Source organism: Vibrio sp. V01_P9A10T6 (assembly GCF_963877065.1).
GTDB classification, from domain to species: domain Bacteria; phylum Pseudomonadota; class Gammaproteobacteria; order Enterobacterales; family Vibrionaceae; genus Vibrio; species Vibrio anguillarum.
Map to the genome: position 1 here is coordinate 1 of NZ_CAWNTB010000135.1, position 2083 is coordinate 2083.

Sequence of the window (2083 nt, forward strand, 5' to 3'; positions counted from 1 at the left end):
GTTAAAGAGGGACTGCCAACGCGTGGCGGTTTGTGTTCAAATCGGCCTTTGGGATTACGGTGGTTATTTGGAGTTCAGTGGTTTGCGTTGTCAGCCCCTTAACCGGGCGTTATGAATCTAGGAGAGTAAGATGGAACAATATCAGTTTTTTATTCAAGGACTAATCTCTGAAAACTGGAAAGTTAGTGTTTCGTCATTGATTGTGCTCGCAGTTTTCTCCATACGTCCAATTTTACATTTTTTATACGAGATGAAGCGTTCCCGCTATAAGTCGCTAAAAGGAAGTATTGATAGTGGGTGTTTAGAACCTAATGAGACTGAATATTTAAGTAAGCTGGCTGCTCGAGAGCAATTTTGGTTAGCTACAGGTTTATGGGCAGATTCGAGTTTTAGGAAATTAGCAATTGACGTAGATTCAGATGAAGATATTAATGTTACGTTTCGTCAAATTGTCTTGGCAAAAGAGCACATCACTGAAAGAGATGGGATCTTTATAGTTTCAGTCTCAAAGTCGGATAGATTTAAGGCAAAATTCGATACTTGGTTTTCTAATATTTCAATGTTTATGAGCTTATGCTGTTTTTTGTTTTCCTTTGCTGCTGTGCTAATAGTTGGCTGGAATGCATTTATCCTTATCGCTTTCTCAATTTATTTTGCATTCCTTGGAATATTAAGTGCATCTTCTTCTATCCACACAAATGTTGCGATACGTATAACCCCTGAGTTGGAAAAGCTTCATAACAAACGCCTCAAAGGGACTGTCAACGCGTGACATTTTCAGTTCCATTTAGCCACGGTGGTTTCGGTTGTTGTTTTTGAGTTTAGTGTTAATGCGTTGCCAGCCCCTTAGGCGGGCGTTAGTTTCTATCTAGAAAAAATCATCAAAAGCTCAGATTCAATGCCCTGAAAAATCAGCTTTAAGTGTTCAAGGTGAACTATTTGGCTTTTGAGTTTTTTCCTGATGCAAACTTGGTCGAACGTGTTGAAAGTTCAGTGGGTTCAAAGTAGCTGAAAACTAGCAAGCCTCGATGCTTTAACGTTGTTGATGTTCAACACGGCCAGTTTGGCTTCACAAATAGCCGCTTCATCGCTGTGATCTGGTTTTCTTTGTCGCGGACACTTAAACGTGACCAACTTAGCCTTGATCGTTTTGAGTTTTGGCTGCCAACTTCACAGCTTTTGGCGTTGGACGTGTGCTTGTTCTATGCATTTGCGTAAAATCACTTTCAAGCAAGTGTGTTTAAAAGTCATTGCTAAACAATAGGCTACGAAACTAACAAACGCCTCAAGAGGGACTGTCAACGCGTGGCGTTTCCAGTCCCATTGAGCCGCAGTGGTTACGGTTGTTGTGGTTGAGTTTAGTGTTAATGCGTTGCCAGCCCCTTAGGTGGGCGTTATGTGCTAATAATTCATAGGAATCAAATGACATGTCATATAAAAACAGTAAGTTAGAGGAAGAACGATGCATAATGGATAGTGTATTGGGGCTGCCTGTTGGAGATTGGCCTGAGTTTGATATTAAGTGGGACGAGTCTGTTGAATCGTTACATCATTACGAGGATGGCGTGTCGCCAAAATTCATAGAAGAGCATCATCCTGATGGCCTATTGATAGCCGATGTTAACCTGAGTGAGTTGGATGCTAAATTAACTTTTAATAGTAGACAAACTGTTTGTGAATTTTGGGATATAGGGCGTGACGATAAAAAAGCTAGGCTAATTGCTCACTGGGTTAGCGGAAACATAGTTACCCCTTGTAAAATTACCCCTTATGAATCCGAAATTGTTATTGTTGGAGGTAATCATCGCTTAGCGGTTAGTCGAATAAAAAATGAACTCGAGGTTCCCGTTTTATTTGAACCCAAACATGAAATAGAGATCGGTCAGATTATTCAGCTAAAAAATATACGAAAACCTCAAACTCGCACATAACAAACAATTTAAGAGTGATTCAGCACGCTTGGCATTTTTGGTTTGGGTTGAGTTTAGCGTTTACGGTGGTCAAATTAAGTGTCGTGGTTGCGTGCTTCACACCTTAATTGGGCGTTAGCTGTCTATCACAGAGTATTATGGAAGTATAAGTA

Annotated in this window: 3 protein-coding genes; all 3 read left to right on the top strand. The window is 40.4% G+C overall.

All coding sequences use genetic code 11. The features are described from left to right. The first annotated feature begins 130 nt into the window (after window positions 1-130). The 3 genes from AACQ21_RS07055 to AACQ21_RS07065 all read left to right on the top strand — a co-directional run bounded on the left by AACQ21_RS07055 (window position 131) and on the right by AACQ21_RS07065 (window position 1931). The gene (locus tag AACQ21_RS07055) at window positions 131-772 is read left to right on the top strand and encodes a hypothetical protein (RefSeq protein WP_181185594.1); all 642 of its coding nucleotides are present in this window, start codon (window positions 131-133) and stop codon (window positions 770-772) included. Window positions 773-1008: 236 nt separating this feature from the next. Beyond that, window positions 1009-1218 carry a DUF645 family protein gene (locus AACQ21_RS07060; RefSeq protein WP_105977479.1) on the top strand — a complete coding sequence of 70 codons (210 nt, stop codon included), beginning with the start codon at window positions 1009-1011 and terminating at the stop codon, window positions 1216-1218. A gap of 251 nt (window positions 1219-1469) precedes the next feature. Further along, window positions 1470-1931 carry a hypothetical protein gene (locus AACQ21_RS07065; protein WP_146127555.1) on the top strand — a complete coding sequence of 154 codons (462 nt, stop codon included), beginning with the start codon at window positions 1470-1472 and terminating at the stop codon, window positions 1929-1931. The last annotated feature ends 152 nt before the right edge of the window (window positions 1932-2083 follow it).